The 13961-nt window shown below is 52.2% G+C and carries 13 protein-coding genes and 1 tRNA gene; 8 read left to right on the forward strand and 6 right to left on the reverse strand.

Annotation, left to right across the window (positions count from 1 at the left end; genetic code table 11):
- The first annotated feature begins 49 nt into the window (after positions 1-49).
- Genes P8N76_09715 through P8N76_09730 form a run of 4 tightly spaced genes read left to right on the forward strand, consistent with a single transcriptional unit; the run spans position 50 to position 4244 of the window.
- The gene (locus P8N76_09715; protein ID MDG2381940.1) at positions 50-961 is read left to right on the forward strand and encodes an acyl-CoA desaturase; all 912 of its coding nucleotides are present in this window, start codon (positions 50-52) and stop codon (positions 959-961) included.
- A 21-nt stretch (positions 962-982) separates the two neighbouring features.
- The gene (locus tag P8N76_09720; GenBank protein MDG2381941.1) at positions 983-2284 is read left to right on the forward strand and encodes an FAD-dependent oxidoreductase; all 1302 of its coding nucleotides are present in this window, start codon (positions 983-985) and stop codon (positions 2282-2284) included.
- Positions 2230-3033 carry a DUF1365 domain-containing protein gene (locus P8N76_09725; protein ID MDG2381942.1) on the forward strand — a complete coding sequence of 268 codons (804 nt, stop codon included), beginning with the start codon at positions 2230-2232 and terminating at the stop codon, positions 3031-3033. Before P8N76_09720 ends, P8N76_09725 begins: the two co-directional genes overlap by 55 nt.
- Positions 2943-4244 (forward strand): cyclopropane-fatty-acyl-phospholipid synthase, encoded by a 1302-nt coding sequence (locus P8N76_09730; GenBank protein ID MDG2381943.1) that lies wholly within the window; start codon positions 2943-2945, stop codon positions 4242-4244. Before P8N76_09725 ends, P8N76_09730 begins: the two co-directional genes overlap by 91 nt.
- A gap of 46 nt (positions 4245-4290) precedes the next feature.
- On the opposite strand, the gene P8N76_09735 is transcribed toward P8N76_09730, so the two are convergent.
- The 3 genes from P8N76_09735 to P8N76_09745 all read right to left on the reverse strand — a co-directional run bounded on the left by P8N76_09735 (position 4291) and on the right by P8N76_09745 (position 7456).
- Entirely contained in the window at positions 4291-5610 is a 1320-nt protein-coding gene (locus P8N76_09735) for an amino acid permease (protein ID MDG2381944.1), read from the reverse strand.
- Between the two features lie 80 nt (positions 5611-5690).
- Complete coding sequence (locus tag P8N76_09740; GenBank protein ID MDG2381945.1) at positions 5691-6380, reverse strand: DUF1080 domain-containing protein; 690 nt, start codon at positions 6378-6380, stop codon at positions 5691-5693.
- Positions 6381-6448: 68 nt separating this feature from the next.
- A complete protein-coding gene (locus tag P8N76_09745) occupies positions 6449-7456 on the reverse strand; it encodes an aldo/keto reductase (GenBank protein MDG2381946.1) in 1008 nt (335 codons plus the stop codon).
- Between P8N76_09745 and P8N76_09750 the strand changes: the two genes are divergently transcribed.
- Positions 7455-7658 carry a hypothetical protein gene (locus P8N76_09750; GenBank protein ID MDG2381947.1) on the forward strand — a complete coding sequence of 68 codons (204 nt, stop codon included), beginning with the start codon at positions 7455-7457 and terminating at the stop codon, positions 7656-7658. The genes P8N76_09745 and P8N76_09750 overlap by 2 nt on opposite strands.
- A gap of 25 nt (positions 7659-7683) precedes the next feature.
- Here P8N76_09750 and P8N76_09755 read toward each other — a convergent pair whose 3' ends face one another.
- On the reverse strand, positions 7684-8691 hold the full coding sequence (locus P8N76_09755; GenBank protein MDG2381948.1) for a serine/threonine-protein kinase: 1008 nt from the start codon (positions 8689-8691) through the stop codon (positions 7684-7686).
- Positions 8692-8930: 239 nt separating this feature from the next.
- On the opposite strand from P8N76_09755, the gene P8N76_09760 reads away from it, so the two are divergent.
- Positions 8931-10466 carry a serine/threonine-protein kinase gene (locus P8N76_09760; GenBank protein ID MDG2381949.1) on the forward strand — a complete coding sequence of 512 codons (1536 nt, stop codon included), beginning with the start codon at positions 8931-8933 and terminating at the stop codon, positions 10464-10466.
- A 10-nt stretch (positions 10467-10476) separates the two neighbouring features.
- A complete protein-coding gene (locus P8N76_09765; GenBank protein MDG2381950.1) occupies positions 10477-10944 on the forward strand; it encodes a YbaK/EbsC family protein in 468 nt (155 codons plus the stop codon).
- Between the two features lie 87 nt (positions 10945-11031).
- Here P8N76_09765 and P8N76_09770 read toward each other — a convergent pair whose 3' ends face one another.
- Together P8N76_09770 and P8N76_09775 are read right to left on the reverse strand one after the other, a co-directional pair.
- Positions 11032-12834: an Ig-like domain-containing protein gene (locus P8N76_09770; GenBank protein MDG2381951.1), complete on the reverse strand. Its 1803-nt coding sequence runs from the start codon at positions 12832-12834 to the stop codon at positions 11032-11034.
- 597 nt (positions 12835-13431) lie between these two features.
- On the reverse strand, positions 13432-13617 hold the full coding sequence (locus P8N76_09775) for a hypothetical protein (GenBank protein ID MDG2381952.1): 186 nt from the start codon (positions 13615-13617) through the stop codon (positions 13432-13434).
- 174 nt (positions 13618-13791) lie between these two features.
- Between P8N76_09775 and P8N76_09780 the strand changes: the two genes are divergently transcribed.
- A tRNA-Ser gene (locus tag P8N76_09780) sits at positions 13792-13878 on the forward strand.
- Positions 13879-13961 lie beyond the last annotated feature (83 nt).

A 13961-nucleotide genomic window follows, 5' to 3' on the forward strand; every position in this document is an offset into this window, starting at 1 on the left:
CAGTTCGCTGTCAATGGATGGGAAGAGGTAAACTGCTTTGGAAAATTCCATGAAGATGTCTGCAGCTGCTTCGCGGTTTGAGAAGGGAGATCTGGTTCGAATCATTCCCTTTTCGTTGATGCACATCGGCTGCCTTGCCGTTTTCCTGGTGGGTGTAAGTTGGATCGCCGTCATTGTGGCAATGTTGGTTTATTTTGTTCGCGTCTTTGCACTAACGGCTTTCTATCATCGTTATTTCTCGCATCGGGCTTTCAAGACTTCTCGCTGGTTTCAGTTCGTGGGAGCATTACTCGGCAACGCAGCCGTCCAGCGTGGGCCCATTTGGTGGGCAGCTCATCATCGCGACCATCATCGGCACTCCGATCGTATCGCCGACGTGCATTCACCGCACGTTCATGGGTTTTGGTGGAGTCATACGTGCTGGTTTTTGTGTCGCGAGAATTACGACCTTGAACGTCGTGGTTTGAAGGATTTGTGGCGGTTTCCCGAGTTACGTTTTCTTGATCGCTTTGAATTTTTTTCGCCGATCGTGCTCGCTATTTCCATGTTTGCTCTCGGAGCGGCATTGGAGGTTTGGATACCACAGTTGGGGACTAACGGATGGCAAATGTTTGTTTGGGCCTTTCTCGTTTCGACGGTTTTGCTGTATCACGTGACCTATGCCATCAATTCCCTTGCCCACACGTTGGGCAGCCGTCGTTTCCCGACAGGTGACGAAAGTCGCAATAACTTTTGGCTGGCGTTGTTGACGTTTGGTGAGGGTTGGCACAACAATCATCACTACTTTTCGTCCTCGGCGCGACAAGGATTCTACTGGTGGGAAATCGATATCACTTATTACGTTCTACTTCTGTTGTCGTGGCTTGGGATCGTCTGGGATCTGCGACCGGTACCCCAACGTGTGTTGGACGAGGGGCGAGATTTCACTTTGTCAGCGCGAGCTGAGCAGCGTTCCCCTTGATCTGTACGGACGGATGTTTGAATGCGTATAGCGATTGTCGGCGGTGGTGTCAGCGGGAATGTCTGTGCTTGGTTATTGCATCCGGATCATGATGTCACCCTATTTGAGGCAGCCGATTATCTGGGGGGGCACACGAACACGATCGAGGTACAGACGTTTGACGCGGAGTACACCGTCGATACCGGTTTCATGGTCTTCAATAACCAGACTTATCCGCAGTTCATTCGACTCTTGGAATTGTTGGGCGTGCCGCATCAACTAAGTGATATGAGCTTCAGTGTCCGCTGTGAACGATCCGGTCTGGAGTATCAAGGTAGCTCTCTCAATGGTCTGTTCGCGCAGCGATTGAACCTGTTCAATCCTCGCTTTTATTGGATGTTGAAGGATGTGCTGCGTTTCAATCGGCAAGCTCCTAGGTTTTTACGGCTTGAGGATGATGTTACGACTTTAGGTGAATATTTAACGGCTAAGAAATACGGCTCGGCGTTTATCCAAAACTATCTGATACCGATGACCGCCGCCATTTGGTCCGCTCGCCCACATGCTGTGTTGGAGATGCCGGCTCGTTTCCTCATCGCATTCTTTTTGAATCACGGGCTGCTGCAAGCTGCAAACCATCCTCCTTGGCGAACCATATCGGGGGGGGCGCGTACCTATGTCAAGGCGATTGCCGATTTGATGCCGGGGCGGATTCGATTGAATTCGCCGATTGAAAGTGTGCGTCGGCACTCCGAACATGTGGTGGTGAAACCGGTGGGTAGTCAGGAAGAGACCTTCGACGAAGTCATCTTTGCGACCCACGCAGATCAGACGCTACGCATGTTGTCAGATGCGACCGACCAAGAGAAATCCGTCTTGGGAAGTTTCGACTACCAGCGAAATATGGCCGTGCTTCACACGGATTCGTCGCTACTTCCCCTGCGAAAGCGAGCCTGGGCGAGTTGGAACTATCACATTCCTCAGTCGGAAGACCAGCCCGTAGCCGTGACTTATGACTTGAATCGTCTCCAGTCCCTTGGTGCACCTGCACCCATTTGCGTCACGCTGAATCATGTCGACCAGATTGATCCATCCTTAATTCTGGGGCAGATGGAATATGAACATCCAGTCTTCGGATCGGGGACCATTGAAGCGCAACGCGCCCACCGAGAGCTAAACGGACGTCACCGGACCCATTTTTGCGGAGCTTATTGGGGTTATGGATTTCATGAAGACGGCGTTCGCAGTGCACTAGTTGTTGGGGAGTCTTTTGGGAAAACACTTGAATCATGCACAGTTGCATCTACGACGGGTTCGTGCGACACCGTCGTTTCCAGCCAATAAGGCGGGATTTCCAATATCGAATTACTTACCTTTATCTTGATCTTGCCGAGCTGGATCAGGTTTTTGAGCGATTGTCGCTATTGGGAAATGGTCGTTTTTCGCTGACGTCGATTTACCGACCTGACCACCTGGGCAGCCACGAGAGTAGCCTCGATGATGCCGTCCGAAATCTGGTTGCCGAACGCACAAATGTCCGACCAACGGGCGCCATCCGGATGATGACCCAATGGCGAACATTCGGCTTCTATTTTAGCCCTATTAACTTGTTTTTCTGTTTTGATGAATCTGAAACGCTCGAGACGGTTGTCGCTGAAGTCAGCAACACTCCCTGGCGGGAACAGCACAGTTACGTGCTTTGGTCAGGAAACCAGGCGGGCCGTCAGGCGTTGGCCTATCGGCATCCGAAGGATTTTCACGTTTCCCCTTTTCTGGAGATGGGGCTTGAGTACGATTGGCGGATGGCGGTCCCGAACGAACAGTTCTCTGTTGATCTGAAGACGTTGCGTGATTCGAAATGCCTGTTCGATGCGTCGATGCAGGTGAATCGACGTGAACTGTCGAATCGTAATTGGCTCAAAACTTTAGTGCGATATCCCGTTCCAGCAGCACGGATTCTTACTGCCATTTATTACGAGGCCTTACGAATATGGCTCAGAAAATGCCCGTACTACCCCCATCCCAAAACGAAGGATCCGTCCGATCGACTTCCGAACGAAAATTTGGACAAGGCAGCGACCAAGGCTGGTTGACCGATTGGTCACGTCAGTTGCTATTTCAGCGTTTGGGATCGTTGGGATTTGGACAGCTTGAGATTGTCGAGGGCGGCGACCGACATGTTTTTGGCAGTGATGCTAATCGGTTGGCTCGATTAGAGGTTAACGACAGTTCTTTTTACAGACATGTGGTGATGGGAGGAGCGCTTGGCGCGGCCGAGTCGTTTCTGCAAGGCCATTGGGTGTCGGATGATTTGGTTGCCGTTTTTCGTTTGTTAGCGATCAATTCCACCACCTTTCAAAACGTGAATTCCAGTGGGCGTCTGCTACTCGCACCCGTTAATTTGATCCGTCGTTTGATCACTCGTAATTCGCAATCGGGTAGCCGCAAAAATATCCATGCCCATTACGATCTGGGAAATGAATTTTTTAAGCTGTTTCTCGATTCAACAATGACTTACTCCTCGGGAATCTTTGTGTCGCCACAGAGTTCCTTACGAGAATCGTCGATCGAGAAATACGATCTGATATGCCGTAAGCTGCGGCTGGAACATCATCACCAGTTGGTCGAAATTGGAACCGGCTGGGGCGGATTTGCCATTCATGCTGCCGCGGAATACGGTTGCCGCGTCACCACCACAACCATCTCTCAGGAACAATTTCAGTATGCCAGGGCGGCTGTCGAAAAAGCGGGGGTGGCGGATCGGGTTGAGATTGTTTGCAAAGACTATCGTAATCTTCAAGGCCAATACGATCGGCTCGTTTCCATTGAGATGATCGAAGCCGTTGGCCACCAGTTCTTGCCAGCTTACTTCCAACAATGCAGTCGCTTACTGAAAAATAACGGTGAAATGTTGATTCAGGCGATCACGATTCCTGATCAGTTTTATGACGATTACCGAAAGTCGATCGACTTTATTCAACGCTATATTTTTCCGGGTGGTTGCTTGCCTTGCCTCTCCGCGATAACCGATGCAGTTAAGAGAAAGACCGATTTGCAACTGGTGGGACTTGACGACTACACGCCACACTACGCAAGAACATTACAGCTTTGGCGAGAAAGGTTTCTCGGACAGCTGGATTCAATTCACGCGCTTGGCCTGGATGATCGTTTTATTCGGATGTGGGATTACTATCTCGCTTATTGCGAAGCCGGATTTCGAGAACGTATGACAGCTCTTTTGCAGCTGCATTTCGCCAAACCGAATGCTCATGGATTTGGGCTGACGTTCGGATCATCCTCCTAATCCCCAAGAGGTTGCCAGGCTGTTTAGATTGCTTTGACAGACGCAGCTAAGCGTGCTGTTTTTGCAGGAAATAGACTGGGAGTCCAAGCAAAATGATTAGGAAAGCGACGCCTGAAACCATCGGTTTGTAGAGGATGGCGCTGTACGTCATGAAGCCGCAAGCGATCGCAAACACGAACACGCTCCACGGAAAGAATGGAATCCGAAATGGACGTTCCACATTAGGCTCTTTCAGCCGTAGCAAGATCACTGATAGGCTTGTGAAGAGGTAGAACAGATAGACAGCGGCCGCGGTGTAGAGCAATGTTCGGGTGAAAGTCTCGAGCAAATTGATCAGAATAAGTGCAATGCATGCTTGCAACACCAAAGCTCGGGTGGGGGTTCCAAGCTTTTGGTTCCAAAGACCGACGGTTTTAAATAAGCGATGCTCGGTACCAACCGCATAGGAGATTCTTGCGCCGGTCAGGATCAAGCCGTGCATGGATCCGAGTGCCGAGATCGCGATGAGGATTCCTACGGCCGTCGCGGCAATTCCAGGAAATCTGGCGGCGACAACGTCGATGGCCACCGCCTTACTCGCAGAGACTCCTGCCATCCCCAATACGTGTACGAAGGCGAGATTGGCCAACAGGTAAAGCCCTAGAACGACTCCTAGGCCGAGCGTCATCGCGCGGACAATATTCTGCTGGGGATTTTTGATTTCCGCAGCAACATAAGCCATTTCATTCCAACCCCCAAACGAAAATAAAACCAGCACCAATGCGACGCCAACTGGAAAGTTCGCAGCGGTTTCGACCGTATTCGTCTCGCTGGCATGAAATCCGGGCGTGATCAAAGCGATACCGACGATCGACAACAACCCAATAGCTTTGACGACGGTGAGGGCATTCTGTGTCCATTTGCCCTCGCGGACTCCAAAGATATTAATCGCGGTGAAAATGATGACTGCAAGGGAGGCAAATAAGCATTCGATGAATACCGTGTTGCCCGTGGAATTTAACGCGATGCCCGTCACCGCCTGCACATAGCGAGCAAAGACAAACGCCATGACTGCAATGTCGCCTGGACGTACAATGGTTAATTGGATCCAGCCAAACAAGAATCCGGCCCAGGGACCATAGGCCTTGCTCAAATAGACGTAATCTCCTCCTTCACGCGGGTAAGTGGTAGCCAGTTCGGCATAACAAAGCGAGCCGATAAATGAGATTACACCCCCACAAAGCCAGAGTCCCAGTAAAAAACCAAGTTGGTTCGTGCTGGTCGCGACGTCAGGGGCCGTCTCATACAAACCGGCTCCAACGATAATGCCGACGATCAGGCAGGTGGTGTCGAACAGCGTCAAGCTTCGTTGGGGTTGCTCATTCAAGAGGTGGAAGTCCTAGCCAAGGGGATTGGTGGCGTGGCATGATCGTGGAGCTTGCCGGTTAGCTTGGGGCAAATTTTCATTCATTTTTTTGGGGGTGGAGTCAATTGCTTGATGCGAAGATCACGGAACCAGACGGGAGAGCCCGCAGCCTGCAGGACGATGTGTCCCCGCTTGTTCTGGGCGAATTGTGGCCAAGCGTGAAATTGACTCGCCTCGATCTTCTTGTCCCAGTCTTCGCTGCCGATTTCACAGTCGACAACCTTTTCGCCATTGAGCCAATGCTGAATTCGCCCTTCCTCGACGACGATGCGACTGCGATTGAATTCACCTTGTGGCTGTAACGTGATTTCGGATTCACCATAGAGCCCGTAAAGTGATCCACAAGCGGTTGTGGGACGACGCTCAGAATTAACGGGCTTTTGACTGACCAGCTGGTATTCGGGACCTGTCTGGTGCGTTTGTTTATCACTTTCACTGACACGATAGATGACGCCGCTGTTACCGGCTTCGCCTAGCTTCCACTGGAATCGTAAGTCAAAGTCGCCGTACACTGACTTTGTCAACAGATCAGGACCTTTTCCAGTGCCACGAATCGTGCCGTTTTCAACGAGCCAAGTTGGTGGTACATCGGGTTGTCGATGCCCACGCCAGCCGCTCAGCGTCTTTCCGTCGAATAGAGCTTCGAATTTCGTTTCTTCATCCGCGAATATGTTCGGCGCACAGATCACCAAGCCGAGGAAGAGTACAACCGTCGTGGCGAAGAGTCTCATTGTGTGTGGCTTCTTTATTTTTTTGTCGCAACCGCGTTGTTACCGCGAGTGATGAGGACGACTTCAGGTTAAACGCGTCCTGAATCGATCGGCCCTAGTTGGTCAATGGCGGTTTCCCGCTCGGTCAACAATCGATCAATCTCCTCGATTTCTTCATCTTGCAAGAGCCAATCCCCCGCGGGAGCAGTTCCCCTGATTTGACTCGGATTTCGTGCGCCGACGATGGCGGAGGTGACTTCTGGTTTTCGTAAACACCAGGCGATGGCCAATTGTGCGAGAGGTCTTTCCTGACGAGTTGCAATGCTTCGTAGGCCATCAACCAATTTTAAGTTGATTCCCAGTAGTGGTTCCTGGAATTTGGGGTCACGCGAGCGATGGTCGCTGTCCGGTAAAGATTCGGCACGAGCCCGATCAAAAGCTCCGGTCAACAAACCTTTTCCCATTGGACTGTAGCAAATGATGCCGATCTGATGTTGTTTGCAATAGGGCAACGTCTGAGCTTCAATTTGCCGCGTAATCATGCTGTACGGCGGCTGTAAGGAGGCGACCGCGTGGAACGGCCTCAGCCTTTCAAGCTGAGCCGGTGAATGGTTGGAAACGCCGATTTCTCGCACTTTACCCTGCTCCTTCAATTCGACGAGGGTCTGCCAGGCTTCCTCAATGTCAGCCTCCGGATCGGGCCAATGCAACTGGTATAAGTCGATCACATCGAGATCTAAACGTCTCAGACTGGCCTCGCACTCGTTGATGATACTTTCTCGCTTCAAGACCCCCGTGATGTTGCCGTCAGCTTGAACGACGCGGCTGCACTTGGTGGCGACCAGGGGACGTTGGTCGGCGGGCAGCGTGGACAACGCTTTGCCGACGATTTCTTCCGATCGACCGTCGCCGTAGACGGCTGCTGTATCGATCCAGTTGATACCGCTGTCGAGAATTCCTTGATGGATAGCTGAGATCGCCTCCGACTCGTCTTGTGGACCCCAGCCAAATTTCCAGTCACCTCCGCCAATTGCCCATGTGCCGATACCTACCGTCGTGAGTTGAAGTGATGAGTTGCCGAGTGAGCGAGTTTGCATGTTTATCACCAATAAGAATTTTGCTAAGTGGAAGGGGGAGGGCGAATTGATTTTCGCATCGCCAAGGCTTACCGACTTTGGGCTGACTAATCCAACGCAAGAGCGCACCTGTACAGTTGGTTTGCGGAGCAAAGCAATGGTTGACGGTCGAATCCGTGTGGGACTTCATGGGAGCACGTTTGGAAAGACGGGAGCGGCTTAATCAGAATAGTTATATTTTGATGCCACTACATCGATTTCAATACTAAGGCCGCGCTCACTAAAACGGCGACACCAAAGCCCAATAGGGCGACTGTCCGCCAGTCCACCTCGTGAGATTCGGGGGTAGCGCAGATTCGCTCGACCAAGGATAATTGTATCGGGCGAACATCAAGAGCGGCTCGGTCTTGTGGGTTGGCAGTGGGTTGATCTTGATTTGGGGTCATGCACAACTCGCCCAAGATACCTTGGACGGTTCGAGCATTAAACGGCCTATCATCGGGCGATTTGGCCAACAGCGCTAGAATCAATTTATCGAGTGATTCGGGGCAGTTTGGGACTAAGTTTCGGACATGCGGTGGATCGGAATGGAGATGTTGCTCGAAGATTTCAGCAAAATTGTCACCTAGGTAAGGTGGTTGTCCCGTCAGCATTTCATAAAGGACACAGCCCAGGGCATAGAGATCGACTTGGCCAGTGATCTCTCGATTGCCTCGGACAAGTTCCGGAGCCATGTAGGCGTACGTACCCACCGTCAGTCCGACTTCGGTCAACTCTGTTTCGCGTAGATCTCTGGCAATCCCAAAATCGCCGAGTTTGATGATACCTTTGAGCGTAATGAACACGTTGCCTGGCTTCAAATCACGATGAATGATGCCATGATTGTGAGCATGTTGCAGGGCCGAGGCGATTTGTCGCCCACACTCGGCCGCTTCTTTCCAACTGAATGGCCCGCTGTTTTTGAGCATTTCCTTGAGGTTGCCACCCTCAATCAACTCCATCACGTAAAACAGTTGTCCGTCGCGATCGCCGTCTCCGAAATAGGCCACGATGTTGGGGTGATCCAGTTTCGAAAGGACCATCATTTCGCGACGGAAACGGGCCACGACCAAGGGGTCGCTGCCGACAGCAGGAGAAAGCAGTTTCAGCGCGTAGATGTCGCCGGTTGCTCTGTCAGTAACGCGGTAGATGGTTCCGACCGTTCCGAAACCGATCGTCTCGCCGATGTCAAAATCGTCGTACGCGATGCGTGTCATGTCCCGTATTGTAATGAGATTCTTCGCGTGCGGGCCGGCAGCAGGCGTGGCTGCGCGAGAATCGCCGCATTCTCTTCTTCGTAGGGTGTCAGATTTACGGGTAAATCGTGGGCGGTTTTTCACAAGAGAGGTTGTTGTTTTAGAGGGTCTGGATTATCATAAAGTGTTATGTCTCTATGACTTGCAGTAAGTTCTCGATGAATCCATTGCGTCTGCCCGCAGGCGGCGACTGACTTGGCATGCCAAAAGTCACCTCGACAGAAAAACTTATCGAACTGATCAAACGCAGCGAGTTGATCGGCAAGGACGAGCTGGCGGACTTCCTGGCAACTCGGGCCGCGAAGTCGAAAGGTCTGCTTCCGCCGGATCACCATACGTTGGCGAACGAGTTGATCGGTGCGGGCCTGATCACTTCTTGGCAGATGGAGCAGCTACTCAAGGGGAAATATCGCGGGTTTCGTTTGGGTAAATACACCCTCAAGGGCCATCTTGGCACGGGGGGCATGAGCAGTGTTTACCTTTCTGAGCATCCAATCATGCGCCGGCCGGTTGCGATCAAGGTGCTTCCCAAGAGTCGGGTTTCGAAGTCGAGTTATTTGGAACGTTTTGAACTTGAAGCTCGCGCTGTCGCGGCTTTGGATCATCCGAATATTGTCCGTGCGTACGACATCGACAACGAGGGCGACACGCATTACATCGTGATGGAATATGTGGAGGGTAAGGACTTCCAACGCATTGTCGAGCAGGAAGGCGTTTTGGCATTCGAGCGAGCTGCCGATTGTATTGCTCAAGCTGCGGCAGGACTTCAGCACGCTCACGAAGCGGGTGTTGTGCATCGCGATATCAAGCCGGCTAACTGCCTGGTGGATCGGGTCGGTGTCGTCAAGGTACTGGATATGGGCCTGGCAAAGTTCTCTCAAGACGAAAAGTCACTCAGTTCTGTCCACAAGGATAGCGTTGTTGGCACGGCTGATTACTTAGCGCCTGAGCAGGCGGTCAACAGTAGCAAAGTTGACGCGCGAGCCGACATTTATGGCTTGGGAGGGACCCTCTATTTCCTCTTAACTGGACATCCACCGTTTCCCGAGGGAACGTTGACGGAACGACTTCTCAAACATCAGCGCGAGGAACCGGCTAGTATTTTCGAGGATCGGTCGGACGCACCGGCCACGTTAGTCGATGTTTGTCGTCGAATGATGATGAAAAATCCGAACGAACGAGTTCAAACTGCCGCTGGCGTGGTTGAGCAGTTGCGTCACTGGTTGGCAGGACGCGGCTATGGCGAGCAGCCGACAGGCAGTACTCCTCCTCGCATTGGAGCCGGTAATGATGGAGAGACCACCAATCGCTTGGAGCGATTAGTGGCCACATCGGCGCTGCCTGAGACCGAGGAAAAAACGAGTGACACCGTTTCGGCGAACACCGGGGATACTGCGGCGATTGGTGGACGGGAAGAAGATCTCACTTTAGCTCCCATTGACGAAGAGGAAGCCCGGCCCGAGGCTGCGACGAGTTCGTCGGATGCGATCGATATTGATATCGAGGATCGGCTAGATGAGACGGTCTTGTCACAGATTGAAGAAGAGATTGGAACCCATAATTCGGCCAGTGGTTCGCTCGTGGATTTATTGGAAAACAATAGTCTTTCGTCTGCCTCAGCGACCGGGATTTTGCTCCGTCGCAAGCGGCCGGCGGTGCCGATTTGGATGTGGGGAATCAGTGTCGTTGCTGTGTTGATTGTGGTTTTACTGTTTCTGGCCATTATTGTTTGGTAGCGTGACCGCGATGAGTGAGCTGTCTGTATTGGAGAGATTGCGAGAACACTTACACCGCTGCGAAGTTCCTTTCAGCGAACTCCAGCATCAGCCGACCCGCACCTCAGAAGAAGCAGCTGAGGCTCGTGGTGAGGAATTGAAGATTGGTGGTAAGGCACTCGTGCTCAAACTTGATGGCCAGTTTGCTTTGTTTGTCTTGCCCGCAGATCAGAGGTTGGATTCCAAGGCAATCAAACGACAGTTGTCTGCGAAAAAGTCTCGGTTTGCATCCCAGGAAGAGCTTTGGGAGCTGACAGGGCTTGTGCCTGGTTCGGTACCGCCATTTGGAAGGCCGGTCTTGCCGTTGCCACTATTTGTTGACCACCGACTGACGGAAAACTCGCGAGTTGCCTTCAATGCCGGGTCGCTTTCGGTGAGCTTTATGATGCAAATGGCGGACTATTTAAATGCTGCTCAGCCAACCGTACTACAAGTTTGAATCTGTTGAATCCAGTCAGAGACTCGTGCTGCGAGGGACTAGAGTGTATCCGTGTTTCGCCGGTCACGTTTGACTCGTCAGCGAAGATCAGACGAACACCGAAGCCGTATTGCGAGCCAAAATGGAGCTCGTAACGTCATCCAGTTCGAGATCGTCCAACGCTTGATCCGCCGAGTTGCTGTTTCGCGCCGTTTGCAAGTCGAAGAGCTTGTCAGCTTCTGCGGCGGAAACGAGCTCGATACGCTGAGATGTCGACTCTGAATCCATTTTTGTGTTAATTCGACCGGGAGTGCTGCGAGCCAACTGAGAATTCGAATCTTCGGTGCCGCCGATGGGGGATAAACTACCGCCCCAAGTATCTCTCGTCTCTGTGGTTGGATTGGCTTGGACGGCGGCAACTGCATTCTCATTAAGGACGTTGATGATCAAAATGGCGTCGGCGGGTGCGATGAAGCCGTCACCGTCGACATCGAAGAAGGCAGGAACCGGATTGGGTGGATCTGACAGTTTTCCGTTGCTCGGATCGTGATAGACGGGGGTATTCAGTTCATTGATGATTTTCAAGACGTCCATGGGCGAGACGAATCCGTCGGCATTCACGTCCAATTGGTTGTCTGGATTTTGCCAGCCTGACCCCGCATCCGTCACATCTATCAGAACGATGGCCTCGTTCGAAAGTTGTCCGTTTGTATCACGAACGGTATATCGAAATTCGTCGGAACCAACGAAGTCATTGGACGGCGTGTAAGTGATTTCTCCTGATGTTAAATCGACTTCGGTCAGTCCTGAAGTAGCTGGCGAAACAACCTGTACCGATGATTGCTCCAGTTCCGTGTTCACATCTCCGTCATTCGCCAATACATCGATTACAACTGAGTTGTTAATCGTGGTTGCTACGGAGTCGTCTCGTGCGACAGGCGGTGTTGCCGCGGTCTCAACATTCGCGAAATCAATGTTGCTGATGTCATTCTCGCCGATTGTGACCTCGTGACTGCCGTCTCCGCCACCATTGGGAACTGTTTGTTGGTAACCTGCAGGAATAACCTGATTAATTCGATAATTGTCGGCGACGAGGTTGCGGAACTCATACTCGCCCTGGCTGTCCGTGATTGTCCAGGGTTCCGAGCCTGCATCATTGACTCGAAGTGAATCGAAACGAGCTGTGAGTCGTTCCCGTTGCGTGTAAGCGAGTGCGTAGGAGATGTCGCCCTCAGCTCGCGTCAATCGCAAAGTCTCGATTTGTGATTCGCAAAAGTCCGATTCACACAAACCTTGGGTGCTCGCTGACGCCAGCAAGTTGTTGCTTCCGTCGTAAATCTCCAACACGCCCACGTCAGCGGCTGTTGTGCTGCTTCCAATCACGTCAATGCTTACGGAGTTCGCACCGTCCGCAAAGCTCATGCGTAGCTTCTGCGTGAAATTGAAGAAATCTGTGATGCTGTCCACACCGCCGTTGTTGCCCGCCCGGAAAGTTCCAAAAACGAAATCTCCCGTCGAGGCAAAAGAGCCCGGTACGCTGTCGTTGGGGGCTTTTCCGATCGCGATGATCTCGTCGCTCGTGATGACACCTCCATGGTTTTGAACAGAAAGCGAGACCCCCGGAATATCGATTAGTTCTTCTGATCCGAACGCATCTGGTTCGATAATGACGCCGGTAACATCCAGCATGTCGTTGCCGTTTTGATCGATGAACACCTCGACGCCGCCCAATCCGGGTTCGCCAACTTCGATTTCTCCATTGCCATTCAGGTCATTGATGACCTGTCCCGACAGCGAGGCGAGGACCCGACGGTCTTCCAACCATTCGTAATGTCCAAGACGCCGCGCGAGTCGGTGGTCACGCTGTTTTTGTGATTTTCCGAACGCAAGTGCCAGAGTCTGTTTGATCATCGTAGTTCTCTTCGATGGTGTTCGGGTGCGGGCTCTCCACGTCACTGAAGCTCGGCAGGAGATCTGATTGGTCGCAAAACGGCTCGAAACCAGTCATCTGCGAGTTGCTTCTGACGCGTGGAATTGGTAGTTGGCAATCGTCTCTGGAAGTGCAGTAGGGCGCGTGATGAGCTGTCCTGTTCCTAATCTTTGGCCGTGTTGGCCAAACGTGCCGCCCCTTAAGCCATGCTAAATCAAGGTGTTACACTTGGCAATTAAGATGTTTGCGCATTTTGCGCAAACTTCGAATACTGGCTGGTTAGAGTGTCAAGGGAGCTTAGCGATGGCCCAAGAATGCGGGGTTTTCTAAACATCCTTCGTCCCAATCCGCGATGATTTAGCTTTCGAACAGTGCCTCGAGCAACCGGCCGTTTAGGCCGATGATGTCGATTGAGATGGGCGTGTCGTCAAGATGCCGAGACTAATCGGATTGGGACGTCCTGAAAGAGGGCAACCAGATGGGCGCACAACGACACCTACTAAACGATCATCGATCGCATCGTTCAGTTTCAGATCAAGCCGAGCATCAGCCGGCCCGATCGTTTTGACTGGTTTCGATTATCGCTCTTCCAATTCGAGCGTCACGATCAGATTCTCCGCGCCCGGCGTAATTTCGCGGATCTTCTGCGCGATGACCGTCTTTTCGGAGACCGTCGCTTTGGCGACTCGTTTCTTGAAATGATCGATTTTCTTGCGTCGATGACGACGACGCTTAATTTCCTTACGGCGTTCGCTGCAACCCATTGCTTTTCAGCTCTCCGTGTCGATGGACGAGTGACGGCCAAGTAGATTTGCCACTTTCCGTGGAGGGGAAAGCATCAAAACTGATCGGTTCTTGTATCACGATTTCCACCTTGCGTCAACGCACTCCCTTTGACACCTGCCCGCCGTCTTCGTTAGATTCGGGGCTTGCTCGACGGATGGGTGGCCGAGTGGACTAAGGCGGCAGTCTTGAAAACTGCTGTACGGGTGACCGTACCGTGGGTTCGAATCCCACCCCATCCGCTCTTTTTATTTCGAGAACGCCGGCGAACGGACTCTCTTGCCTGCCGGGAGCAGTTCCGTGGGGTTTTTCGCGGATTCCGGGG

This window comes from Pirellulaceae bacterium (assembly GCA_029243025.1).
In the GTDB taxonomy this organism is placed as follows: domain Bacteria; phylum Planctomycetota; class Planctomycetia; order Pirellulales; family Pirellulaceae.

What these genes read in the sequence shown, in the direction of transcription:
- P8N76_09715 (MDG2381940.1), top strand. Translation starts at nt 50, where the DNA reads ATGAAGATGTCTGCAGCTGCTTCGCGGTTTGAGAAGGGAGATCTGGTT.
- P8N76_09720 (MDG2381941.1), top strand. Translation starts at nt 983, where the DNA reads ATGCGTATAGCGATTGTCGGCGGTGGTGTCAGCGGGAATGTCTGTGCT.
- P8N76_09725 (MDG2381942.1), top strand. Translation starts at nt 2,230, where the DNA reads ATGCACAGTTGCATCTACGACGGGTTCGTGCGACACCGTCGTTTCCAG.
- P8N76_09730 (MDG2381943.1), top strand. Translation starts at nt 2,943, where the DNA reads ATGCCCGTACTACCCCCATCCCAAAACGAAGGATCCGTCCGATCGACT.
- P8N76_09740 (MDG2381945.1), bottom strand. Translation starts at nt 6,380, where the DNA reads ATGAGACTCTTCGCCACGACGGTTGTACTCTTCCTCGGCTTGGTGATC.
- P8N76_09750 (MDG2381947.1), top strand. Translation starts at nt 7,455, where the DNA reads ATGTTTATCACCAATAAGAATTTTGCTAAGTGGAAGGGGGAGGGCGAA.
- P8N76_09745 (MDG2381946.1), bottom strand. Translation starts at nt 7,456, where the DNA reads ATGCAAACTCGCTCACTCGGCAACTCATCACTTCAACTCACGACGGTA.
- P8N76_09755 (MDG2381948.1), bottom strand. Translation starts at nt 8,691, where the DNA reads ATGACACGCATCGCGTACGACGATTTTGACATCGGCGAGACGATCGGT.
- P8N76_09760 (MDG2381949.1), top strand. Translation starts at nt 8,931, where the DNA reads ATGCCAAAAGTCACCTCGACAGAAAAACTTATCGAACTGATCAAACGC.
- P8N76_09765 (MDG2381950.1), top strand. Translation starts at nt 10,477, where the DNA reads ATGAGTGAGCTGTCTGTATTGGAGAGATTGCGAGAACACTTACACCGC.
- P8N76_09770 (MDG2381951.1), bottom strand. Translation starts at nt 12,834, where the DNA reads ATGATCAAACAGACTCTGGCACTTGCGTTCGGAAAATCACAAAAACAG.
- P8N76_09775 (MDG2381952.1), bottom strand. Translation starts at nt 13,617, where the DNA reads ATGGGTTGCAGCGAACGCCGTAAGGAAATTAAGCGTCGTCGTCATCGA.